This window comes from Streptacidiphilus fuscans (assembly GCF_015690355.1).
GTDB classification, from domain to species: Bacteria; Actinomycetota; Actinomycetes; order Streptomycetales; family Streptomycetaceae; genus Streptacidiphilus; species Streptacidiphilus fuscans.
In genome coordinates, this window is sequence record NZ_JADPRT010000016.1 from 60,794 (window position 1) to 82,140 (window position 21,347).

General features: G+C 72.0%; 21 protein-coding genes. 5 read left to right on the forward strand and 16 right to left on the reverse strand.

Features of this window, described 5'->3' with window-relative positions:
• Nucleotides 1-34: 34 nt before the first annotated feature.
• The gene (locus tag I2501_RS30595) at nt 35-1,618 is read right to left on the reverse strand and encodes an acyl-CoA carboxylase subunit beta (RefSeq protein ID WP_196197554.1); all 1,584 of its coding nucleotides are present in this window, start codon (nt 1,616-1,618) and stop codon (nt 35-37) included.
• 254 nt (nt 1,619-1,872) lie between these two features.
• On the opposite strand from I2501_RS30595, the gene I2501_RS30600 reads away from it, so the two are divergent.
• On the forward strand, nt 1,873-2,532 hold the full coding sequence (locus tag I2501_RS30600) for a hypothetical protein (RefSeq protein ID WP_196197555.1): 660 nt from the start codon (nt 1,873-1,875) through the stop codon (nt 2,530-2,532).
• Here the strand turns inward: I2501_RS30600 and I2501_RS30605 are convergent.
• Nucleotides 2,495-4,243 carry an ABC-F family ATP-binding cassette domain-containing protein gene (locus I2501_RS30605; RefSeq protein WP_236047562.1) on the reverse strand — a complete coding sequence of 583 codons (1,749 nt, stop codon included), beginning with the start codon at nt 4,241-4,243 and terminating at the stop codon, nt 2,495-2,497. The genes I2501_RS30600 and I2501_RS30605 overlap by 38 nt on opposite strands.
• A 426-nt stretch (nt 4,244-4,669) precedes the next feature.
• Between I2501_RS30605 and I2501_RS30610 the strand changes: the two genes are divergently transcribed.
• The gene (locus I2501_RS30610; protein ID WP_196197556.1) at nt 4,670-5,305 is read left to right on the forward strand and encodes a thiol:disulfide interchange protein DsbA/DsbL; all 636 of its coding nucleotides are present in this window, start codon (nt 4,670-4,672) and stop codon (nt 5,303-5,305) included.
• Nucleotides 5,306-5,352: 47 nt separating this feature from the next.
• Here I2501_RS30610 and I2501_RS30615 read toward each other — a convergent pair whose 3' ends face one another.
• Nucleotides 5,353-6,717: a hypothetical protein gene (locus I2501_RS30615; RefSeq protein ID WP_196197557.1), complete on the reverse strand. Its 1,365-nt coding sequence runs from the start codon at nt 6,715-6,717 to the stop codon at nt 5,353-5,355.
• Nucleotides 6,718-7,023: 306 nt separating this feature from the next.
• Here I2501_RS30615 and I2501_RS30620 point away from each other — a divergent pair, with 306 nt between their 5' ends.
• A complete protein-coding gene (locus I2501_RS30620; RefSeq protein WP_196197558.1) occupies nt 7,024-7,662 on the forward strand; it encodes a DedA family protein in 639 nt (212 codons plus the stop codon).
• Nucleotides 7,663-7,899: 237 nt separating this feature from the next.
• Here the strand turns inward: I2501_RS30620 and I2501_RS30625 are convergent, their stop codons facing one another.
• Genes I2501_RS30625 through I2501_RS30650 form a run of 6 tightly spaced genes read right to left on the reverse strand, consistent with a single transcriptional unit; the run spans nt 7,900 to nt 13,489 of the window.
• Nucleotides 7,900-8,784, reverse strand: a complete 885-nt coding sequence (locus I2501_RS30625; protein ID WP_196197559.1) for an alpha/beta fold hydrolase — start codon at nt 8,782-8,784, stop codon at nt 7,900-7,902.
• Nucleotides 8,781-9,845, reverse strand: coding sequence for a branched-chain amino acid ABC transporter permease (locus I2501_RS30630; RefSeq protein WP_196197560.1), 1,065 nt, complete (start codon nt 9,843-9,845; stop codon nt 8,781-8,783). Before I2501_RS30630 ends, I2501_RS30625 begins: the two co-directional genes overlap by 4 nt.
• Entirely contained in the window at nt 9,842-10,705 is an 864-nt protein-coding gene (locus I2501_RS30635) for a branched-chain amino acid ABC transporter permease (RefSeq protein ID WP_196197561.1), read from the reverse strand. Before I2501_RS30635 ends, I2501_RS30630 begins: the two co-directional genes overlap by 4 nt.
• On the reverse strand, nt 10,678-11,463 hold the full coding sequence (locus tag I2501_RS30640) for an ABC transporter ATP-binding protein (protein WP_328806758.1): 786 nt from the start codon (nt 11,461-11,463) through the stop codon (nt 10,678-10,680). Before I2501_RS30640 ends, I2501_RS30635 begins: the two co-directional genes overlap by 28 nt.
• Entirely contained in the window at nt 11,460-12,248 is a 789-nt protein-coding gene (locus tag I2501_RS30645; RefSeq protein WP_328806759.1) for an ABC transporter ATP-binding protein, read from the reverse strand. The genes I2501_RS30640 and I2501_RS30645 overlap by 4 nt, the downstream gene beginning before the upstream one ends.
• A gap of 5 nt (nt 12,249-12,253) precedes the next feature.
• Complete coding sequence (locus tag I2501_RS30650) at nt 12,254-13,489, reverse strand: substrate-binding domain-containing protein (RefSeq protein WP_196197562.1); 1,236 nt, start codon at nt 13,487-13,489, stop codon at nt 12,254-12,256.
• Nucleotides 13,490-13,720: 231 nt separating this feature from the next.
• On the opposite strand from I2501_RS30650, the gene I2501_RS30655 reads away from it, so the two are divergent.
• Entirely contained in the window at nt 13,721-14,482 is a 762-nt protein-coding gene (locus tag I2501_RS30655) for a CoA transferase subunit A (protein ID WP_196197675.1), read from the forward strand.
• Nucleotides 14,483-14,486: 4 nt separating this feature from the next.
• Entirely contained in the window at nt 14,487-15,143 is a 657-nt protein-coding gene (locus I2501_RS30660) for a 3-oxoacid CoA-transferase subunit B (RefSeq protein WP_196197563.1), read from the forward strand.
• A gap of 65 nt (nt 15,144-15,208) precedes the next feature.
• Here the strand turns inward: I2501_RS30660 and ung are convergent, their stop codons facing one another.
• From ung to I2501_RS30695, 7 genes are all read right to left on the reverse strand, one after another.
• Entirely contained in the window at nt 15,209-15,913 is a 705-nt protein-coding gene (gene ung / locus I2501_RS30665; protein WP_196197564.1) for a uracil-DNA glycosylase, read from the reverse strand.
• A gap of 18 nt (nt 15,914-15,931) precedes the next feature.
• A complete protein-coding gene (locus I2501_RS30670) occupies nt 15,932-16,630 on the reverse strand; it encodes a TetR/AcrR family transcriptional regulator (RefSeq protein ID WP_328806761.1) in 699 nt (232 codons plus the stop codon).
• Nucleotides 16,631-16,750: 120 nt separating this feature from the next.
• Nucleotides 16,751-17,422, reverse strand: coding sequence for a class F sortase (locus tag I2501_RS30675; RefSeq protein ID WP_196197566.1), 672 nt, complete (start codon nt 17,420-17,422; stop codon nt 16,751-16,753).
• A gap of 181 nt (nt 17,423-17,603) precedes the next feature.
• Complete coding sequence (locus tag I2501_RS30680) at nt 17,604-18,281, reverse strand: hypothetical protein (RefSeq protein WP_196197567.1); 678 nt, start codon at nt 18,279-18,281, stop codon at nt 17,604-17,606.
• 123 nt (nt 18,282-18,404) lie between these two features.
• On the reverse strand, nt 18,405-19,145 hold the full coding sequence (locus tag I2501_RS30685) for an HAD-IIA family hydrolase (protein ID WP_236047592.1): 741 nt from the start codon (nt 19,143-19,145) through the stop codon (nt 18,405-18,407).
• A gap of 224 nt (nt 19,146-19,369) precedes the next feature.
• A complete protein-coding gene (locus I2501_RS30690) occupies nt 19,370-20,086 on the reverse strand; it encodes a phosphonatase-like hydrolase (RefSeq protein ID WP_196197569.1) in 717 nt (238 codons plus the stop codon).
• Between the two features lie 6 nt (nt 20,087-20,092).
• On the reverse strand, nt 20,093-21,214 hold the full coding sequence (locus I2501_RS30695; protein ID WP_196197570.1) for a TIGR03364 family FAD-dependent oxidoreductase: 1,122 nt from the start codon (nt 21,212-21,214) through the stop codon (nt 20,093-20,095).
• Between the last annotated feature and the right edge of the window lie 133 nt (nt 21,215-21,347).

The window sequence follows — 21,347 nt, forward strand, 5'->3', positions numbered from 1 at the left end:
AACGGATCAGAGTGTCAGCGGGATGGGGCTCGGCCTACTGCGGGGGGTTGCCGTGCTTGCGGGCGGGCAGGTCGGCGTGCTTGGTGCGGAGCATCTGCAGGGAGCGGATGAGCACCGCACGGGTGGCGGCGGGGTCGATGACGTCGTCGACCAGGCCGCGCTCGGCCGCGTAGTAGGGGTGCATCAGCTCGTCCTTGTAGTGCTGCACCATCTCGACGCGCTTGGACTCGGGGTCGTCGGCGGCGGCGATGTCGCGGCGGAAGATGACGTTGGCCGCACCCTCCGCGCCCATGACCGCGATCTCGTTGGTCGGCCACGCGAACGCCAGGTCGGCGCCCACCGAACGCGAGTCCATGACGATGTAGGCGCCGCCGTACGCCTTGCGCAGGATCAGCGAGATGCGCGGGACGGTGGCGTTGCAGTACGCGTACAGCAGCTTCGCGCCGTGGCGGATGATGCCGCCGTGCTCCTGGTCCACGCCGGGCAGGAAGCCGGGCACGTCCAGCAGCGTCACGATCGGGATGTTGAACGCGTCGCACAGCTGGACGAAGCGCGCGGCCTTCTCGCTGGCGTGGATGTCGAGGACACCGGCGAGCGACTGCGGCTGGTTGGCGACGATGCCGACGACCTGGCCGTCCATCCGGGTCAGCGCGCAGATCACGTTGGTGGCCCAGCGCTCGTGGATCTCCATGAACTGGCCCTCGTCGGCCAGCTCCTCGATCACCTTGCGCATGTCGTACGGGCGGTTGCCGTCCGCGGGGACCAGGTCCAGCAGCGACTCGCAGCGGCGGTCGGCCGGGTCCTCGGTCATCTCGACCGGCGGGGTCTCCCGGTTGTTCTGCGGCAGCAGCGACAGCAGGAAGCGGACCTCCTCCAGGCACGTGCGCTCGTCGTCGTAGGCGAAGTGCGCGACGCCGGAGATCTCGGCGTGCACGTCCGCGCCGCCGAGCCCGTTCTGCGAGATCTGCTCGCCGGTGACGGCCTTGACCACGTCCGGGCCGGTGATGAACATCTGCGAGGTCTCACGGACCATGAAGACGAAGTCCGTCAGCGCCGGCGAGTACGCCGCGCCGCCCGCGCACGGGCCGAGCATCACGGAGATCTGCGGGATCACACCGGACGCCCGCGTGTTGCGCTGGAAGATGCCGCCGTAGCCGGCGAGCGCGGTGACGCCCTCCTGGATACGGGCGCCCGCACCGTCGTTGAGCGAGACCAGCGGCGCACCCGCCGCGATGGCCATGTCCATGATCTTGTGGATCTTCTGGGCGTGGGCCTCGCCCAGCGCGCCGCCGAAGATCCGGAAGTCGTGCGCGTAGACGAACACCGTGCGGCCGTGGACCGTGCCCCACCCGGTGATCACACCGTCGGTGTAGGGCTTCTTCTTCTCCAGGCCGAACCCGGACGCCCGGTGCCGACGCAGCGGCTCCACCTCGTTGAACGAGCCCTCGTCCAGCAGCAGCTCGATCCGCTCACGGGCGGTCAGCTTGCCCTTCGCGTGCTGTGCCTCGGTCGCCGCCTCACTCGGACCCGCCAGCACCTGCTCGCGAATCGCGTGCAGCTCGGCGACGCGGCTCTCCGCGTCGCTCAGGCCGACGGGGGCTTCACGCAGGACGGTCATGAAGAACTCTCCAAGGTGTGTGTGGAACGGCCCGCCGCTGTAGAGGCGAACCAGCTCACCTCTACGACCCTACGAGGACGACCCAGCCAACAAGGGGTGCGACTCTGTACAAGACCTGAGCCCGGTTCCTGGTGAGGGTGTACAGGAGTGCACAGCGGCCACCTGCGTAGCAGCGAGGATCAGCGGGACAAGAGATCCCATGAAGGGGTCAAGAATTCATCCGTTCCTCACAAAGGACCCCTAGGGTGCCGCGCATGACGACTCCCGGCCCCACCCCACCCAACGGCCCCAGCGGCCCCAGCGGCATCTCCGGTATCGGCGGCGTCTCGTCCGCCGAGGTTGCCGAGGCTCCCACGGCGACGGCGACTCCGGTCGTCTCTGTGGCGGTCGCCGAGAAGAAGAGCTGGTCACCCCGGCCCAACGAGGTGCGCAGCCCCGAGCAGAAGGAGATGGACGAGCTCACCGACGAGGAGCTGGAGGCGCTGACCGAGGAGACCATCTCCAAGGGCGTCCTCGGCGGGGCGAGCGCGGTCGTCGCCGCCGCGCTCGGACTGGTGTCGATCAGCGGGACCTGGCTGGGCACACTGCTCCAGCAGCGCCAGCAGCTGATCGGCAACATCGCCTCCTCCAGCAAGGCCGCCGCCGACCAGATCAAGGCCGGGTACACCGACCCGTGGCACCTGCTGGCCGCGTGGAACGGCGCGTTCGCGCTGGTGGCCGTGCTGGTCGGCGGCTTCACCGTGTTCGGCGGTCGCTTCCTCTCCTCGAGGGAGCTGCCGAGCTGGGTGCGTGCGGTGGCGTGGGCCGGTGTCGCCCTCGGCGTCATCGGCCTGTTCATCTCCGCCGCGATCTACTTCGACTTCTTCACCGCCGCGATCAAGCCTCCGGCGAGCTCGACGTCGCCGACGGGCTGACGTCGGCGCACGCCGTCGGTCCCATCGGGTCGATCCGTTCCATCCGTTCCATCCGCACCTCCCGGTCGATCCCGATCTCGTCGAGGAACCGCTGGTCGTGGCTGACCACGATCAGCGCACCCCGGTAGCCGGCGAGCGCGGTGGTGAGTTGACGGACCCCGGCCAGGTCCAGGTTGTTGGTCGGCTCGTCCAGCAGGAGCACCTGCGGGGCGGGCTCGGCCAGCATCAGGGCGGCCAGGGTCGCCCGGAAGCGCTCGCCGCCGGAGAGCGTGCCGACCGGCTGGTCGGCACGCGCTCCACGGAAGAGGAACCGGGCCAGCCGGGCCCGCAGCGCGTTCTCGGTCGCCTGCGGCGCGAACCGGGCCGCGTTGGCCACCACGCTCAGCTCCTCGTCCAACAGGTCGAGGCGCTGCGGCAGATACCGCACCGGCACCGGCCGGTGCACCTCGCCCGCCAGCGGTGCGAGCTCGCCGACGACGGTGCGCAGCAGCGTGGTCTTGCCGCTGCCGTTCGGGCCGACCAGCGCGACCCGCTCGGGGCCGCGCAGCTCCAGACCGATCCGCGCGCCGTCCGGGCCGCCCCCGTCCTCACCCTCACGCTCACCCTCACGCTCGCGCTCGGCGATGCCCCCGGGGGCCGCGCCGTGTTGGAGCAGGACGTCCATCAGCGTCAGCACGGTCCGGCCCGCCGGGACCTCGGTCGCGGGCAGGTCGACGCGGATCTCGTCGTCGTCCCGCACGGCGAGCTCGGCCGCGGACAGGCGTTCGCGGGCGGCCTCGACCTTGCCCTCGTGCTCCGTGCGGAGCCTGCCCGCCGACACCTGGGCGGTGCGCTTGCGGACCCGCATGACCGCCCTGGGCTCACGCTTGATCTCGAACATCTTGTCGCCGAAGCGCTTGCGGCGGGCCAGTTTCACCTGGGTGTCCGCCAGTTCGCGGCGCTGTCGGCGCAGGTCCGCCTCGGCGACGCGGACGTCGCGTTCGGCCGCCTCCTGGGCCACCGCCAACGCCTCCTCGTACTCGGAGTAGTTGCCGCCGAACCAGGTGACCTCGTGGTCGCGCAGTTCGGCGACCCGATCGACCAGGTCCAGCAGCGTCCGGTCGTGGCTGACCAGGACCAGCGTGCCGCGGAACTCGGTGACGGAGCGGTAGAGCCGTTCCCTGGCAACGGAGTCCAGGTTGTTGGTCGGCTCGTCGAGCAGCAGCACGTCCGGCCGCCGCAGCAACTGCCCGGCCAGGCCGAGCAGGACGCCCTCGCCTCCGGAGAGCTCGCCGATCCGGCGGTCCAGGCCGAGGTGGCCGAGGCCGAGCCGGTCCAGCTCGGCCACGGCCCGCTCCTCGACGTCCCAGTCGTCGCCGATGACGGCGTAGTTCTCGTCGCTGACCTCGCCGCGTTCGATCGCGTGGAGGGCGGCGCGCTTGTCGGCGATGCCGAGCGCGACGTCCACCGGCAGCTCGGCGGCGAGCGGGAGTTGCTGCGGCAGGTAGCCGAGGGTGCCCTCGACCCGGATGCGTCCGGCCTCCGGCGTGAGCTCCCCGGCGATCAACCGGAGCAGAGTGGACTTGCCGCTGCCGTTACGGCCGATCAGGCCGGTGCAGCCCGCGCCGACGACGAAGTCGAGGCCGGCCAGGACAGGCACGCCGTCGGGCCAGGTGTAGTCGAGGCCGGTGCAGACGACGGCGGGCATGGGCAGGTTGTCGGTGCGATGCATAGGGCGACTCCCGGTGTCGTGGTGGTGGATTCCAGCGGCACGGAGGGAGACTCAGGCGACCCGACGGGGTTCAGGGAACGGCGCTCGCGTGGCACAGAGGTGTGCTGACGACGCGGCGCGCGAGGGAACGGCGCAGGCACTGCTGCTGCGCGCGGGCATGCAAAAGCCGCCCGGGCGAGAAGGCATGGCTGGCTGAGGTCGGGTACATGGTCTCCCAACTCAGCAAAGCAACGGCCTACTCCTTCGGGCGGCAACAACGACGTGTTCCACGGTACGGCGGAGTCCTGGACCGCGCAAAGGGTTTTTACGCGAGTGGTGCCCGACGCCGCCGCCTCGCCCAAGCGGGTGGCCCCGTTCGAGCGAATGCGCCGCTGCTGTCGTCGTGTCAGCCCGGGTGCCGGCGAACGGGTTTGTCATCGTGCGGGCATGCGCGTCCTTCTCCGCTTCGCCCTCGTCGCCGCCGCCTGCACCGCGCTGCTGGGCGCCGCCGCCCCCGCCACGCCCGACGCACCGCGTGAGGGCGCCGACTTCGTCCGCCTCGCCCACCCGGTGCGGACCGCGCCCCGCGAGGTCGTCGAGGTGTTCTGGTACAACTGCTCGCACTCCTACCAGTTGGAGCAGCCGCTGGACGACTGGGCCGCGCAGCAGAACCCGCCGGTGGTGATCAAGCGCATCCCGGCCGCGTGGCCGGACAAGCCGGCGATGATGGCCTACGCCCGGCTCTACTACACGCTGGCCAAGCTGGGCGTCGCCGACCAGGATGCGCTGCAGGTCTTCCACGCCGTCCGCGACGAGCAGACGGACCTGACCCAGGAGCCCGCCGTGCTGGACTGGGCCCAGAGCCAGGGCCTGGACCCGAACGCCGTCAAGCAGGCCTACGAGTCGCAGGACGTCTGGGACGAGACGCAGGCCGCCCCCGCACTGCGCGACCGGTACCAGACCGACGAGATGCCCAGCGTGATCGTCGGCGGGACGTACCGGACCTCGCCGTTCATCGTGCCGGAGGGCGTGGACGGGGTGGTCCCGGTCGTCGACTGGCTCTACCAGCACGCCGGGAACTGACCGGCCCGCGACCGGCCCCGCGACCGGCGTGAGCGGAGCCGCCGCGGTCAGGCGAACTCGCGCAGCCGGGGCCTGACGCCCGTCAGCACCAGCAGCAGCGCCAGTCCGAGCAGCACGGCGGAGGTGGCGGCCCAGCCGCTCAGGTCGCTGTCGGCGGCCTCGGTGTGGGAGGCGAAGGCCGCGGCATGGGTCGCGGCCAGGTCGTCCAGGTGGACCGAGAAGTCGTAGTAGGCGAAGCCGACGTCCTCGCGACCCACCCCGGTGAGCTGGATGGCCGCCTGGTTGACGTCGCCGCCGTCGGCGACCGCGCGCAGGCTGGTGTCGGTCGCCAGATAGGCCGAGAACCGCTGCTGGACAACGGCCACGGCGGCGCTGTCGGCGCTGCTGTCGGCGGCCAGCAGCGTCCGGACCTGCGTCGCGTCGGACTGGAACTGGGCGGCCAGCGCGTCGCGGTAGCCGGGGTCGACGACCCAGCGGCTCTCGCGCGACTCCGCGTCCACGGCGACCACGGCGGCCTGGGCGAGCCGCGCGTAGGGCGTGTAGCCCTGGTTCACCGCCGCGTCGACCTCGCTCGCCGTGCCCAGCAGCGCCGAGGCCGAGCCGAGCACGAGCGCCAGCACGCAGGCGGTCGCGACGACCAGCGGCAGGTTGAGGACGCGCCGGTAGCGGCGGGCCAGGTCCCGCTGCCACCAGAGCAGGGCGAGCAGCGCCAGCAGGCCGAGCGCGACCAGCAGCCAGGCGGAGACGAGGGCGGCGGTGTGGGCCGCGTCCCGGTCGGCGTCCACCTGCGCGTCGGCGGTGGCCATCACGGCACGGACCTGCGGCAGCAGGCTGCTCTGGAGCAGCGCGTCGGCCTGGGCGTAGTTGTCGAGCGCCACGGGAGACGGCTGGCCCACGATGGGGTCGGCCTGGGTGCCGACCGCGTACTCCTCGGTGCCGGTCCACTGGTCGTAGAGGGAGAGCTGGTCGAGCAGCGGCTGCACCTTGTCCGCCCCGGCGGAGACGGCCAGCGCGGACAACTGCTGCGACGCGTCGGTCTGGTCGGTCTGGGCGGTCAGCGCCGCCAGCACGCCGTCGTCGACCAGCTCCGGGGTGGCCCCCGGCGCGGGCGGCACGGCCGAGTAGCCGACGACCAGCGACTTGGCCCGCTGCGCGTCGAGGTCGGACAGCGCCCGGTACAACTGCCCCGCCGCGACGGCACGCGGCTCGGAGACGTCGGTCAGCTGCCGCGTCCGCGCGGCGGTGTCGGCGAGGCCGAGCAGCGCGGCGGTCAGCAGGGCGGCGGTGAGCAACAGCGCGACGCCGGCCTGGGTCCGCAGCCGCGCCACGGGACCGGCGAGGCCGCGACGTATGGAGTCACGGCCCACAGGGCGTCTGGCAGGGAGAGAGGCCGACGAGAGAGTGGCTGTCACGGTGACGACGGTAGAAAGTCGAGCCTGCGCCCAACTGACATGCAGTCAGCCGTTCGGTGAACTCGGTGTCACGAAGCGATAGCGGAGTGTCGATAAGCGATTTCTTTCCGTGTCGCCCAACCCACTCTTCGTGTTCACAGCGTTTACCCAGGTAAGAACGGAGTGAGCAGGGTTACCAAGAGTCGGTTTCCGGTGTGATCATGTGAGCCGCTAGCGTTGGTCAGCGGTCTGGCTTCTCAGCCATCTGGGGGCACCGGCAGACCAGCAGGCGGAAACACGACAGAGCAGGACAAGGGAGCTGGCAGCGTGAGCAGTGTGCTGGGCTTCTTCGCGTCCTGGTGGTTCCTGATCGCCGCGCTGCTGGCCGTCTTCGCTGACGCGTTCATTCCCTTCGTGCCGAGCGCCACGATCGTGGTCGCCGCCGCCCTGGAATCCGGCGAGAACCATCTGCCGCTGCCGTTCGTCGGCGGCGGTGTCGCCGCCGCGTCCTTCGCGGCCGACCTGGTCCTGCTCAACATCGCCCGCCGTGGCGCGGGACGCGCGCGCCGCTGGATCGCGCGCCGCGCGGGCACGGCGGACGCCGCGGCGTCCGTGCTGCAGGCGCTGGAGCAGAAGCCCGGACGCACCGTCGTCGTCGCCCGCTTCGTGCCCGGCGGCCGCAGCGTGCTGGACCTGGCGGTCGGCACCGCGGAGCGGCCTCCGGCCCGGTTCGTGCAGTGGTCCGCGGCCTCGGCGGCGATCTGGGCGACCTACATCATCTGCATGGGCTGGCTGAACGAGGACGCGTTCCGCACGGCGTGGCTGAGCGTGGCCGTCTCCTTCCTGGCGACCACCACGGTCAGCGCGTTCGTCGCCCGCCACGTCGCCCGCCACCGCGCTCGCGCGCGCGCCGCGGGGGTCGCGGCCGCGGCCGAGGAAGACCCCGCCCTCGCCGAGGCGGCGTAGCCGCCCCTTCTGCGGCCGGGGACCATGCACTACCTGGGGGCGCGGGGCTCTGCTGATATGCGGCTCCGCCGCGTGAGCGCGACCTGTCACTGACGCTCCCGCAGGTAGGTGCACTCCGCTCAGGGGCGCGGGGAACTGCGCGACAAGCCACCCACGCACGTGGTTCACCGAACGAGCAGGGCCATCCGCACAGGGTGGTTGATCGCGCCGTTCCCCGCGCCCCTGAGGTGGTGCAACTCACTCCGCGAGCAAAAGCTCTGCTATCCGCCCCACAGGGCCCGCTCCGGTCAGGAGCGTGTAGTGGTTGGTGTCCGGCACGACCTCGGCCGGCACGCGGGTGGTGTCCAGACCCGCCGCGGCCAAGCGCGGAGCGTCCAGCAGGGCCTGGGGCTCGTCGAAGAGCCCGCGTTCGGCGAGGAGGAGGCGGGTCGGCATGGTCAGCCCGTGGACCGACGCCAGAACCTCAGCGTCGAAGACCCCCAAGCCGTCCGTGCGGATCGCGTCCAGGACGCAGGAGGACCGGAACGTCGGCGCCTCGCCGACCAGATCCCGCTGCAGGTAGGAATCGATCTCCGGCGACCACGCCGCCCGCAGCGCAGGGTGGGGCTGCCAGAAGGCGCGGTACGCGTCCCTGCTCTCGAAGGTCATGGAGAGCCGCTCCATCGCGGGCCCCAGGACCGCGGTGAGCAGCTCGTCGCCCGCCAGCCCCGCCGGAGGCGGGAAGCCGACGCCGCCGTCGACCAGCAGGACGCTGCGGAACAGCTTCGGGTACCGCGCAGCGGCCAGCGCAGCGACGAACGCGCCCATGGAGTGGCCCGTCAGCGTCACCGGTCCCCCACCCGCGAGGGACTCGACGACCGCGGCGACGTCCGCCGCGTGCGCGCCGAGGCCCCACGAGCCGCCGACACCCGCGCTCGCCGCGCGGCCGCGCAGATCCGGGGCGAGCAGGGTGACGCGCCCGGCCAGCGCGCGAGCGACCGCACCCCAGGCCAGGCCGTTGGCGGTGATGCCGTGCAGGGCCACCACCACGGGCGCGTCGGGGACCGCCGCAGGCCAGCGCAGCACCGTCAACTCGCCGCCCTCGACCGGGACGGCGACCTCCTCGAACTCCGGGACCGTCATGCCTTCGACCTCCTCAACCTCACCCGGGCGGGCAGCCCGGCAACGCCGCCCGGCAGGGCGTAGACCACGACCACGAACAACACCCCCAGCAGGAACAGCGGTTGAGACAGCGGCACCCGCAGCACCGACGGCAGCCCGGCGACCGCCCCCGACCCCGCCAGCCCGGTGAGCCGTTGCTGAGCCCAGGTGTACACCACCCCACCGACAAGTGGACCCCAGCGCGTTCCGGATCCTCCGAGCACCACCATGACCAGCAGCGACAGCGTGAAGTCCGACGTGGTCGTCTGCGGCGTCGCACCGCCCGTCAGCAGCAGGTAGACCACGCCGCCGAGCGCGGCCAGCGTGCCCGCGAGGACGAAGGCGACCAGCTTGAACCCGTAAGGGCGCAGGCCCAGCACCTCCACCCGGCGTTCGTTCTCCTTGATGCCCTCCCAGACCCGGCCGAGCGGCGAGCGCACCGCCCACCAGACCGCGCCCAGCGTCAGCACCAGGTAGGCCAGGGCCAGCCAGTAGAGGTTGGCCGTGTGCTGGATGCCGACCAGCCACGACGGCAGACCGGTCGCGGCCAGGCCCTCCTCGCCGCCGGTGAGGCCGCCCGGGTCGCGCTCCACCAGGATCGATCCGGCCTGGGCGAAGGCCAGGGTGACCATGGCGAAACCGATACCGCCGACCCGCAGGCTGACCGCGCCGAGCAGCGCGGAGAGCACCACCCCGGCCACCACGCCGAGGATGACGGCGAGCCAGAAGTTCATCCCCGCATGGACCAGCAGCAGGTCGGTCACGTACGTGCCGGACGCGAAGTAGAGGGCGTGCCCGAAGGAGAGCAGGCCGGTGCGGCCGAGCAACAGGTCGTAGCCGGTCGCCAGGGCACCGAACACCAGGCAGAGGGCCAGCAGTTGGAGGCTGCCGGGGCTGCCGATCGGCCCGTCGAGCAGGCCCGGCAGCGGCAGCGCGCTGTAGGGGGCGACGACGAGCAGCAGCAGGACCAGCGCGGGCGCCCAGCGGCGCAGGCCGATGCGGGCAAGTCCGGAGCGCCGCAGTCCGGCGGTGAGTACGGTCATGCCAGCCTCCCGGTCAGGCCGCTCGGGCGCACCAGCAGCAGCGCGGCGAGCATGACGACCACGGACAGGTCGCCCAGACCCGCGGTCGTGTAGTAGTTGGCGAACTGCTGGACCAGCCCGACCACGACGCAGGCGAGCGCCGCGCCGCTGACCGAGCCCATGCCGCCCATCACCACGACCACGAAGCCGAAGATCAGCAGCGAGGCGCCCTGGGTCGGGTCGACGGAGCCGTAGTAGAGCCCGGCGAGTCCGCCCGCCAGCGCGGCGGCCGCGCCGCCGAGCGCGAAGACCAGCGTGAACGCGCGGCGGACGTCGATGCCGAGCGCGGTGACCATGGCCTGGTCCTCCACTCCCGCACGGACGACCAGGCCGAATCGAGTCCGGCCGAGGAAGAGCTTGAGCGCGAGCAGCACCAGCAGCGCCGCCGCGACCAGCACCAGCCGGTTGACCGGCACCCGCGCGCCGAGCAGCCCGAACGTCCCGGCCAGCGCGGACGGCACGGGGAACGTGTGCGCGTCCGGCGTCCAGATCGCGGAGAGCAGCGCCGGGACGGCGAGCCCGACGCCGACCGTGGCCAGAACCTGCTCCCTGGGCCGCCGGTAGAGCGGCCGGATCAGGCCGAGCTCCAGGGCGACGGCGGCCAGCGTGCCGACGGCCGTGCCGAAGAGCAGCGCCAGTGGGAAGCCCCAACCGTCGTTCGCCGCCCACCAGGTGGCGTAGGCGCCGATGGAGAGCAACGCGCCGTGGGCGAAGTTGAGCACGTCCATCAGTCCGAAGATCAGCGACAGGCCGGAGGCGACCAGGAAGTAGAGCGCGCCGAGACCGAGCCCGGTCATGGCGAGCAGGACGACGGTGGCCATCTGCGGCCTCCTTCCTCGGTGGCTCCGGTGGTCCGCACGGGTGGGGAATCTCCCCCGCGACGGCCGACACCGAGGAGCGCGCGGGACGCCTCGGCGTCGGCCAGCAGGTCGGCGGCGGGACCGGCGTGGGCGGTGCGGCCGTCGGCGAGCACCACGCAGTGGCCGGCCAACCGCCTTACCAGCGCCAGGTTCTGCTCGACCAGCAGCACCGGAACGGCCTGCGCGGCGCGCTCCAGCGCGACGGCGACTTCGGTGACGATGCGCGGCGCGAGGCCCTTGGTGGGCTCGTCCGCGATGATCAGCCGGTTGCTGCGGTTGAGCAGGACGCGACCGATGGCGACCATCTGCTGCTGTCCGCCGGAGAGCGTGCCGGCGGCCTGCCTGGCGCGCTCCTTGAGCTCCGGGAAGAGCTCGTGGACCAGGTCGTACGCCGGGTCGGGGTCGCGCTCGGCGAGCCGGAGGTTCTCGGCGACGGTGAGCGCGGCGAAGATGCCGCGGTCCTCGGGGACGTAGCCGATGCCGCGCCGCACCAGCTGATGCGTCGACAGCCCGACGGTCTCCGCGTCCTCGAAGCGCACGGAGCCGGTGCGCGGGACCAGACCGAGGATGCCGCGCACGGTCGTGGTCTTGCCCGCGCCGTTGCGGCCGAGCAGTGCGGTGACACCGGAGGCCGCCACGTCCAGGTCCACGCCGTGGAGGATGTGGCGTCCGCCGATGACGACCTTGAGTTGACGCACCGTCAGCAGCTCTCGGGTCACAGCTCCTCCCCCAGGTAGGCCGACTGCACGGTCGCGTCCGCCATCACGGCGTCGGGCTCGTCCAGGGCGAGGAGGGTGCCGTGGTGCATCACGGCGACGCGGTCGGCCAGGCCGAGCAGGACGTCCATATGGTGTTCGACCATCAGCACGGTGCGGCCCTCGTCGCGGTGCAGCGAGCGGATCAGCTCCGTCAGCGCGGGGACCTCCTCGGCGCTGACGCCGGCCATCGGCTCGTCGAGCAGCATCAGCCGCGGATCGCCGACCAGCAGCACGGCCAGCTCCAACTTCCGCTTCTCGCCGTGCGAGAGGGATCCGGCGAGCGCGTCGGCGCGGGCGGAAAGACCGGTCCGCTCCAGGGTCGCGCGGACCTCGGCGTCGAAGCCGCGGGCCTTGCGCCAGAGCGCGAAGGAGCCACCGCGCGCGGCCTGGGCGGCCAGCCGCACGTGGTCGGCGACGGTCATGCCGGGCCAGAGACTGGACGTCTGGAAGCTGCGGCCCAGCCCGCGACGGGCGCGGGCGTGGGCGGGCAGCCGGGTGACATCCGTGCCGTCCAGCGCGATCCGGCCGCGCGAGACCGGGTTCAGCCCGCTGATCAGGTTGAACAGCGAGGTCTTGCCCGCCCCGTTGGGGCCGATGAAGGCGAGGAACTCGCCCTCGCGGACCGCCAGCGAGACGTCGTCCAGGATCACCGCGCCGCCGACGCTCCACCCGACCTCGGTGAGTGCGAGCACCGGCGACGCCGTCGGCGCGGTCGGCGCGGTCGGTCCTGTCGATGCGAGCGCCACTGCGCTCAGCCCGCCATGGTCTTGGCCGGGGGCGCGACCTGGCCGGCCGGCAGCGTGGCCAGCAGCTTGGGCTGAGCCGACGCACCGGTGCCGGTGAGCGTGGCCTGGAACATCGGCTGCAACAGCGCGTGGTCGGAGGCGCGGACCTGCTCCTGCCCCTTGGGCCCGGCGAAGGACCAGCCCTCCAGGGCGCTGACCATGGCGTTGGTGTCGGTGGTGCTGGCCTGGATCGCGTGGACGATCATCAGCGCGGCGGTGAAGCCGTCCGGCGAGAAGAGGTCGGGCGTGCCGCCCTCCGCCTTGATGCCGTTGATCATCGCCGTCTCGACCGGGTTGCCGCCACCCGCGCCGGGGAAGTAGTGGGCCAGGAAGTCGACCTTCGTCCCGGACGCCCCGAAGATCGGGTACGAGGCATCCCCCGCCAGGCCGGTGACGACCTTGGTCGAGCCCAGCACACCCTGCTGGTCGAGCGCCGTCCACAGCGCGGGCGCGGTCGATCCGGCCCAGGCGACGTAGACCAGGTCGGCCTTGGCGGTCTTCACCTGCTGCGCGAACGGCGTCAGGTCGGTTGCGCTCGGCGGGGCCAGCACGGACGAGACATGGGCGCCCTTGGGGCCCAGAACCGCCTGCACCGCCTGGACGTTGTCCTGCCCGAACGCGTCGTCCTGGGCCAGGACCAGGATCTTCTTGCCGCTCGGGTCACCGACGAAGGAGCCCGCGGCGGCGATGTCCTGATAGCTCTCCCGGCCGGAGCGGAAGGTGTACTTGTTGACGCCGGTCAGCGCGTCGGTCGCGGCGGGGCCCGCGATGTAGAGGACCTGGTTCTGCGCGGCCAACGGCGCGAGTTGCAGGCCGATGCCCGAGTCGACGGTTCCGGCAAGGATCTTGTAGCCCTTGCCGATCAGGTCCTTGGCGTCGGCAACGGCGGTCGCTGGGTCGCCGGTGTCGTCCTCCTCGGTGACCTGGATCTGATGGCCGTTCACCTTGTCGGTGTTGTGGGTCGCGTAGGCGAGACCGGCCTTGAAGCCCTGCTCGTACTGCTGGCCGTAGGCCGCGAGCAGACCGGTCTTGGAGTAGAGCAGGCCGACCTTGACCGGCGTGCCCGCGCCGCCCGACGACTGCGCGGTCCCCGCCGTCCCGGCGGAGGCGCAGCCCGCGAGCAGCGAGGTGGCGGCGGCAGCGGCGACCAGCGCGGCGGCGAGGGTGGTTCTGGATCTCCTGGATCCGTTGCTGCTGGACATGGCGGCGGCTCCTGGGCTCGATACGGGCTTCGGGTGGCATCGGTGGATGCCGGAACCGTAGGAGCGCGGCGTGGCACGGGACATGTGACCGGACACCGCATCGCGGGCCCGAAGCATGTGGCCGACCGACATGGCAGCTCCACGGCCGCGCTGGCGAAGGTGAGATCACCGGATCGCCGGGTCGGCGATTCCCGAGGACGACGGACAGGAGCAGGGCAGCCCATGGCAGGCATGGACAAAGTGGTCGGATCGGCGGCGGAGGCCGTCGCGGACATCTCGGAGGGGGCCTCGCTGGCGGTCGGCGGCTTCGGCCTCTGCGGCATCCCGTCGACGCTGATCGCCGCGCTGGTCGCGGCCGGGACCGGCGGCCTGCGGGTCACCTCCAACAACTGCGGCGTCGACGACTGGGGCCTCGGCCTGCTGCTGCGCGCGGGCCGGATCGCCCGGATGACGTCCAGCTATGTCGGCGAGAACAAGGAGTTCGCCCGGCAGTACCTCAGCGGGGAGTTGGAGGTCGAGCTGGTCCCGCAGGGCACGCTCGCCGAACGCCTGCGCGCGGGCGGCGCGGGCATCCCCGCGTTCTACACGCCCGCCGGCGCGGGCACCCAGGTCGAGGAGGGCGGACTCCCCTGGCGCTACGCCCCGGACGGCAGCGTGCTGGTCGCCTCACCGCCCAAGGAGGTACGCGAGTTCGCCGGTCGGCCCCACCTGTTGGAGGAGGCGATCACCGCCGACTTCGCCCTGGTCAGGGCGGCGGTGGCGGACCGGCACGGGAACCTGGTCTTCCACGCGGCGGCCCGGAACTTCAACCCGCTGGCGGCAACGGCCGGACGGACCACCATCGTGGAGGCCGAACGCATCGTCGAACCCGGCGAGTTGGCCCCGGACGCGGTGCATCTGCCGGGCATCCACGTCGACCGGGTGGTCCCGGCCGACCCGGCGGACAAGCGCATCGAACGCCGGACCGTCCTGTCTGCGACGAGGGAGAACTGACGCGATGACCTCCACCCTCCCTCCGGTCACCGGCCTCACCCGGGACCAGCTCGCCGCCCGCGCGGCGGCGGAGCTCCGCGACGGCCAGTACGTCAACCTGGGCATCGGCCTGCCCACCCTCGTGCCGGGCCATCTGCCCCCGGACGTCCAGGTGGTGCTGCACTCGGAGAACGGCATCCTCGGCACCGGCCCCTACCCGCGCGCGGGCGACGAGCACCCGGACCTGATCAACGCGGGCAAGGAGACCGTCACCGTCCTGGACGGCGCGGCGTACTTCGACTCGGCGTCCTCGTTCGGGATGGTCCGAGCCGGCCGCGTGGACGTGACGATCCTGGGCGCGATGCAGGTCTCTGCCGAGGGCGACCTGGCCAACTGGATGATCCCCGGCAAGATGGTCAAGGGCATGGGCGGCGCGATGGACCTCGTCCACGGCGCGCGCCGGGTGGTCGTGGTGATGGAACACACCGCGAAGGACGGCTCGCCGAAGTTGCTCACGCGGTGCACGCTGCCGCTGACGGGCCGTCGGGTGGTGCACCGCGTCATCACCGACCTGGCTGTCTTCGACGTCAAAAACGACGGCTTGCACCTGGTCGAAACAGCCCCCGGCGTCACCGAGTCGGACGTGCGCGCCCGCACGGCAGCGCCGTTCCGTGTGCAATAAGGCCGGTTGCACTTCCAGGGGCGCGAGGAACTGCGCTCGCACAGTTCCCGCCCCAGGCAGTGCAACTACTCGCTGAGCTGCCAAGTGATCGGCGCCGAGCCGAAATCGGCCAGCGCCTTGTCGATCTGCGAGAACGGCTTGCTGCCGAGGAAGTAGCGCGCGGACAGCGGCGAGGGGTGGCCGCTCTGGACGACCACGTGGCGGGTGGTGTCGATCAGCGGGAGCTTCTTCTTGGCGTAGCCGCCCCACAGCACGAAGACCACCGGCTCCTGGCGGGCGTTGACCGCCTTGATGACCGCGTCGGTGAACTTCTCCCAGCCCTTGCCCGCGTGCGAGCCCGCCTCGTGGGCGCGGACCGTCAGGACCGCGTTGAGCAGCAGCACGCCCTGGTCGGCCCACTCCTGGAGGTTGCCGTGAGCGGGCGCGGTGACGTCGATGTCGCTGGCCAGCTCCTTGTAGATGTTCCGCAGCGACGGCGGGACCTTGACGCCGCGTCGGACCGAGAAGCACATGCCGTGCGCCTGGTTGTCGTCGTGGTACGGGTCCTGGCCCAGCAGCAGGACCTTCACCTTGTCGAGCGGGGTGGACTCCAGCGCCGCGAAGACCTCGCCGCGCGGCGGGAAGACCTGACCGGCGGCGCGCTCGGCCGCGACGAACTGTGCCAGCTCCTGGAAGTACGGCTGCTCGACCTCGCTCTGCAGCGCCGCCCGCCACGACTCGGGCAGCACGAACTCACCGGCTTCGGTGGGGGTGACGGCGGGGTGGGACATGCGGGCCTCCAGGACTGGCTAGTTCGTCCCGGACACGCTATCGCCCGCGACTGACAACCGGCCCAACTCCACTGCCAGGCCGTCCAGGACGACCTCGAGCCCGTGCCCGAAGCCCTCCTCGACGTCGCGGTCGTCGTCCGCGTCGTGGACGAACCGCGCGAGCAGCGGATGCTTCCCCTCGGCCAGGACCCGGACCAGGTAGGGGCCGGCGGAACGGCGGTAGTCGTCCTCGGTCTGCCCGGTGCGGCGGATCGTCTCCACCTCGGCGATCTCGCTCATCACAAAGCCGCGCACGAAGGCCATGACCGTCCAGCCGAAGCCCGCCATCGCGTCGATGCCGAGCCCGAGGCCGTCCATCGCGCCCAGCATCCGCTCGGTGTTGTCCAACATGTTGGGGCCGAGCGGCGGACGACTGGCGGTGATGGCCAGCACCCAGGGGTGGCGCAGCAGCATCGCGCGGTAGCCGACGGCGATCGCCCGCAGCCTGGCCCGCCAGTCGCCGGCCGGAGCGGGACCCGCGTCGGTACCCCCCGCAACCACGACCCGCTCACCCATGACCTGGTCGATCATGAGGTCGAGGAGGTCGTCCTTGGTCTCGACGTAGCGGTAGAGCGACATCGTGCCCACGCCCAGCTCCGAGGCGATTCTGCGCATCGACACCGCCTCCACCCCCTCCGCGTCGGCGAGCGCGATCGCCGCATCGACGATGGTCGTCACGCTCAGGGACGGCTGCGGCCCCCGCCCGGCGCTACGCGGCCGGGCCCACACAGGGGTACGGGCTTCCGCCAAGGCGGCCTCCTCCACACACTGGATGCGTACATTGTACGCACCCAGCCCTCAGCGTGAGCCGCTGAGATGCGCGAAGAGCACCACGTTGCCGGTGTACTCATGGCGCGCCCGGTCGAAACCGCCGCCGCAGGTGATCACCCGCAACTGCGCACCGGGGCCCGGGCCGTAGACCTGGGCGGCCGGGAAGGCGGGCTTGGGGTAGGCCCGGACCTGGTCCACGGTGAAGACGGCCGTCCGGCCGTCCACGCGGTTGACGTCCACCTCCGCGCCGGGGCGCACGGCCGACAGGTTCCAGAAGACGGCCGGGCCGGTGGTGGTGTCGACATGACCGACGATCACCGACGTGCCCCGCTCCCCCGGCGCGGCCGAGTCCCGCAGCCAACCGGCCATGTGCGGCAGCGAGAAGGGCGGCAGTTCGGCCGCGCCCTTGCCGTCCATCCCCAGTCCGAGCAGGGGCGCGCTGAGCCGGACCGAGGGGATGGCGAGGGTCAGCGGCGTCGAGCGCGGCAGCATGGCGACGGCGGGCCGTAGCGAGGAGGCATGCGCCGGGCGCGCGACCTGCGCGGACGCGCTCCCCGGCCGGACCGCGTCGGACGCGGGCTGACGGCCCTGCGCCGCGGCGACGACCGCCGCGCCCTGCCGGACCGCCTGGCTCCGCACATGCGCCCCGACCCCGAGTGCGGCCCCCGCCAACGCGACGGCCAGCAACCCGACGGACACCCCGCCCAGCGGACGCCGCAACGGCCGCCACGCGGGACGCGACGCGGCCCCGGACGCGCCTCCAGAACCGGATCCGGCCCCGGAGCCAGGCGAGCTCGGCGGACGGGGTGGACCGGGCGGACGGGGCGGGCGCGCCTGGCGACGACCCTTCGCCGTTCGCCCGGAACGGCGCTTGCTGGGTTCAGGCATCCGCACTCGTCACCCTTCGTCGAAGCACCACGACGCTGTACACGGCCCCGGCCGTCAGCAGGATCCCGACCGCGCCGTCCCCGAACGTCCCCAGACCTGTCCCCGAAGCGGACCCGGCGACGTCTGCGGAGGTGGTGGAGGAGGACCAGGACGCGGCCGAGGACGTCCTCGGCATGTCCCGCAGCCTGCTCTTCGCCGACGCGCCCCAGCCGCCGCCCGTCGCGGGCGCGCCGAGCCGAGCGACCGCCACCTGCCCGGCGGCGACCGGGCGTCCGGAGCAGACCTCGTGCACCAGGTAGGTGCCGGGCGCGGCATCGGGCGCGATCCTGGCCTCCGCGTAGAGCCCGCCGTCGGCGGCGAGCGCGAGCCCGACGGGTGCGGCGAAGGCCGGTGAGCTGACCTGGCCGGTGGCGACCCCGCCGCAGTCGGCGAAGGTCCGCAGATCGACGGTCCCGCCGGGCCGTGTCTCCGCGGGGTCGACGGTCAGCGTCTGCAGCACGGTGGGAGGCGCGATCCGCAGCGTGCCGCCGGGCGCGACGCTCTCCCCGACGGTGACCAGGGCCGTCCCGCCGGCGTCACCACCCCCGGGCTCCCCCGCGACCGCGGCGTGTGCCGCGACCGGCAACAGCAGCGCGGCACACGCGAACGCGGTCCGCAGGATGGCTGCCATCGGGGGTTCCTTTCGGCCCGTCAGATATTCACTGACTGACCGTTAGAAATATGACGATCGCCCGACTGTTCAAACATCCCGACACCCGTTCGGGCCCTCGGGTCCGGATCAGATCAGACCGGATCAGATCAGGTCGATGAGCTCCGAGACGGACTTCACCACCCGCGACGGGCGGTAAGGGAACCGCTCCACCTCGTCCAGCGAGGTCAGCCCGCTCAGGACGAGGAAGGTCTTCAGCCCCGCCTCCATGCCCGACTTGATGTCGGTGTCCATCCGGTCGCCGATCATGGCCGTCGACTCGGAGTGGGCGTTCAGTGCGTTCAGCGCCTCACGCATCATCAGCGGGTTGGGCTTGCCCACGAAGTACGGCTCCACGCCCGTCGCCTTGGTGATCAGCGCTGCGACGGAGCCGGTGGCCGGCAGCACGCCCTCGGTCGAGGGGCCGGTCTCGTCCGGGTTGGTGCAGATGAACCGCGCGCCCGCGTTGATCAGGCGGATCGCCTTGGTCAGCGCCTCGAAGCTGTAGGTGCGGGTCTCGCCGAGGACGACGTAGTCCGGGTTGGAGTCGGTGAGCACGTAGCCGACCTGGTGCAGCGCGGTGGTGAGGCCCGCCTCGCCGATGACGTACGCGGTGCCACCGGGGCGCTGGCCCGCCAGGAACTTCGCGGTGGCCAGGGCGGAGGTCCAGATGCACTCCTCCGGGACGTCCAGGCCCATGCCGGCGAGGCGGGCGTGCAGGTCGCGCGGGGTGTAGATGGAGTTGTTGGTCAGCACCAGGAACGGCTTGCCGGACTCCCGCAGACGACGGATGAAGTCGTCCGCTCCGGGGATGATCGTTCCCTCGTGGACCAGAACGCCGTCCATGTCGGTCAGCCACGACTCGATCGGCTTGCGCTCGACGGGGTTCGCCTCGGCGGCGGAGTTGCTCTGAGCCACGACCGTTTCTCCACTCATGTGATCGCTGATCCGGTGAATGCGTAGTCTGCCCCGACCGCCACCCAGCCTAGTCCGCGCAGCAGCACGTCCGCGCACCGTCCCAGCAGGCAGGACAGTACGCGGACGTGGAGGCGCGATTTCGCGGCGGAGCGTCAGAGCACCAGCGCGGGCAGGTCGGCGACGCTGTTCAGCACCACGGTCGCGCCGTCGGCGCGCAGCCGCTCCGCCAGGTGGGCGCCGGTGAGGACGCCCGCCACCACGCTCGCGCCGGAGCGCACGCCGCACTGCATGTCGTAGCCGGTGTCGCCGATGACGGCCATCTCCGCGACGCTGTCGGCGGCGGCGGTGCGCAGGAACGCGGCCAAGGCCAGGTCCGGGTAGGGGCGGCCGCGGCCGGCGTCGGCCGGGCAGAGGGCCAGGTCGACCAGGTTCTCCCAGCCCAGGGCGGCGATGATGGCCTGCTGCGTCGGGCCGGAGAAGCCGGTGGTCAGCACGACGGCGACGCCGGCGGCGCGGAGCTGCTTGATGGCGTCCTCGGCACCGGGGATCGCCACGACGTGGCCCTCGCCGACCATCCGCTCGTAGGCGGCCTCGAAGGCGACGTTGGCGCGCTGCGCCAGCTCCTCCTCGCCGAAGAGGCGACGGAAGACAGTGATCTTGCTCTCGCCCATAGTGGCGCGGACGTCGGCGAGCATCGCGTCGTGGCGCTCGCTGCCCGGCTCGACGCCGAGCTCGCTCGCCGCCGCCTCGAAGGCCAACTCGACCAGGCCGCCGTCGTGGACGGTGGTCCCGGCCATGTCCAGGACGACCAGCTTCACCTTGGTCGGGGTCGTGTCAGTGGTGACGGTCGTGTCAGTCGTCTCGGTCATGGTCCGTCAGAGTCCCATCTCGTTCACAGTGTCCTCGCCGATCGCGGGCGAGCAGGTCATGCCACGGCCACCGGGGCCGGTCACCAGCCAGACGCCCTCGCGGACGCGCTCGCGGTGCACCACGCGGGTGGTGTCCACGCACTGCGCGTACACGCCCGCCCAGCGGCGGCGGATCCGCGGCAGCGGGCGGCCGAGCAGGTCCTCGACGACGCCCTGGAGGTAGGCGTAGGGGTCCTCGTCGACGTCGAAGCCGAAGGGCTGGTCGTACTCGTGGGTGTCGCCGATGGTCAGCGAGCCGTCGCGGCGCTGGACCATCAGCAGCTGCATCCGGTGCTCGGCGGCGATCGGGTCCTGGGCCTGAGCGGCGTTCAGCTCGGTCAGGGCCGGGCCCTGGTAGGCGGGGTAGTAGCGGAAGGAGTCGCCGTCGGCGACCGAGGTGGTGAGCACCTCGTCCAGCGGGTCGGTCTGCATCATCTGCAGCCGGACCCGGCGCACCGGAAGCTCCGGGGCCAACTCGCGGACCATGCCGCCGAGCCAGGCGCCGGTGCAGAGCACCACGGCGTCGCCGGTGTGCAGCTCGCCGCGGTCGTCACGGACGGCGTTCTCGCCGACGACCTCGCGGACCTCGCGCCCACCGAGGAAGGTGTAGCGGCCGGTGGCGCGCAGGTGGTCCTGGAGGGCGAGCTGGGTGACGCGCGGCTCGACCTGGGCGTCGGTGGACGACCACAGCGCGCCGAGCAGCTTGCCGCCGAGGGCCGGGTTGAGGGCCCGGGTGGCGTCCGCGTCGAGCAGCTCCCAGCCGCGGAGGGCGGCGTCGGGACGGGCCACGACCTCCTCCGCGACGGCCAGTTCGGCGTCGGTGCGGACGACCGTCAGCGAGCCGGAGGCGCGGAAGCCCACGTCGGGCACCTCCGCGGCTATGGACTCCCACAGCTCCCGGGCACGCAGCGCGGTGTCCAGTTCCGCGCCGACGGACCGACCGCTCACCCAGACCAGGCCGAAGTTGCGCACGGACGCGCCGCGCGACTGCTCCTCCCGCTCGAGATGGACGACCTCATGACCGCGCTGGATCGCATGCCAGGCATGCATCGTTCCCAGCGCTCCTGCTCCCACAACGATGACCTTCACGTCGTCGACCTTCGATCTCCCCGGTTGCGCGACGGGACCTTCCCGGTGAATCCAGCATGAACAGGAACGGCACGTTTGGACTAGACCCGTTATCTTCTCGTGACCGTTCCCGCCTGTTCTTCTCCTCACACAA

Coding starts and splice junctions, on each gene's coding strand:
- I2501_RS30690 (WP_196197569.1), bottom strand. CDS start 20,086: ATGACCGAGACGACTGACACGACCGTCACCACTGACACGACCCCGACC.
- I2501_RS30630 (WP_196197560.1), bottom strand. CDS start 9,845: ATGACCGTACTCACCGCCGGACTGCGGCGCTCCGGACTTGCCCGCATC.
- I2501_RS30660 (WP_196197563.1), top strand. CDS start 14,487: ATGACCTCCACCCTCCCTCCGGTCACCGGCCTCACCCGGGACCAGCTC.
- I2501_RS30635 (WP_196197561.1), bottom strand. CDS start 10,705: ATGGCCACCGTCGTCCTGCTCGCCATGACCGGGCTCGGTCTCGGCGCG.
- I2501_RS30650 (WP_196197562.1), bottom strand. CDS start 13,489: ATGTCCAGCAGCAACGGATCCAGGAGATCCAGAACCACCCTCGCCGCC.
- I2501_RS30605 (WP_236047562.1), bottom strand. CDS start 4,243: ATGCATCGCACCGACAACCTGCCCATGCCCGCCGTCGTCTGCACCGGC.
- I2501_RS30610 (WP_196197556.1), top strand. CDS start 4,670: ATGCGCGTCCTTCTCCGCTTCGCCCTCGTCGCCGCCGCCTGCACCGCG.
- I2501_RS30625 (WP_196197559.1), bottom strand. CDS start 8,784: ATGACGGTCCCGGAGTTCGAGGAGGTCGCCGTCCCGGTCGAGGGCGGC.
- I2501_RS30680 (WP_196197567.1), bottom strand. CDS start 18,281: ATGGCAGCCATCCTGCGGACCGCGTTCGCGTGTGCCGCGCTGCTGTTG.
- I2501_RS30600 (WP_196197555.1), top strand. CDS start 1,873: ATGACGACTCCCGGCCCCACCCCACCCAACGGCCCCAGCGGCCCCAGC.
- ung (WP_196197564.1), bottom strand. CDS start 15,913: ATGTCCCACCCCGCCGTCACCCCCACCGAAGCCGGTGAGTTCGTGCTG.
- I2501_RS30685 (WP_236047592.1), bottom strand. CDS start 19,145: ATGGACGGCGTTCTGGTCCACGAGGGAACGATCATCCCCGGAGCGGAC.
- I2501_RS30655 (WP_196197675.1), top strand. CDS start 13,721: ATGGACAAAGTGGTCGGATCGGCGGCGGAGGCCGTCGCGGACATCTCG.
- I2501_RS30595 (WP_196197554.1), bottom strand. CDS start 1,618: ATGACCGTCCTGCGTGAAGCCCCCGTCGGCCTGAGCGACGCGGAGAGC.